The 406-nt window shown below is 31.8% G+C and carries 1 protein-coding gene; it reads left to right on the plus strand.

The genetic code is table 11. The features are described from left to right. Positions 1 to 206: 206 nt before the first annotated feature. Positions 207 to 386 (plus strand): DUF4083 domain-containing protein, encoded by a 180-nt coding sequence (locus tag MN204_RS20375; protein ID WP_249872895.1) that lies wholly within the window; start codon positions 207 to 209, stop codon positions 384 to 386. Positions 387 to 406: the final 20 nt, after the last annotated feature.

Consider the following 406-nt stretch of genomic DNA (forward strand, 5'->3'; position numbering starts at 1 on the left):
ATATGTATTTAGTAAAACTACAAAGGTAGTAAAATCTTTTGAGAAACAGTTTCCTGAGTTGTATGTTGAATTTGAAGCTGACACAACAAGAGAAAAAAAGGAATAATACGAACGGGTGCGATTGTTAAATTGTGATGGTCACTCATTGTGCAAAAGGGGTAGGTTACTTTTAGTAAAAAAAAGAGAAATGGCAAAGGAGTGTAGATATGGATAGTCTTAGGATTGGTGATGCTTTATTTCAATTATTTAGTCTTGGATTTCTTGTGCTTATAATCGTACTAATCGTGTGGTTTTTTCGTTCTTATATCAGACGCAGAAATCAGCTTGATAGTTTAGAAAAGAAAATCGACGATATAAACGAACAAATAAAAAAAGGTAATGATTAATGTTTTTTAACGGAGACGTA

Origin of the sequence: Oceanobacillus saliphilus (assembly GCF_023522835.1) — a bacterium.
GTDB lineage: Bacteria > Bacillota > Bacilli > Bacillales > Amphibacillaceae > Oceanobacillus > Oceanobacillus saliphilus.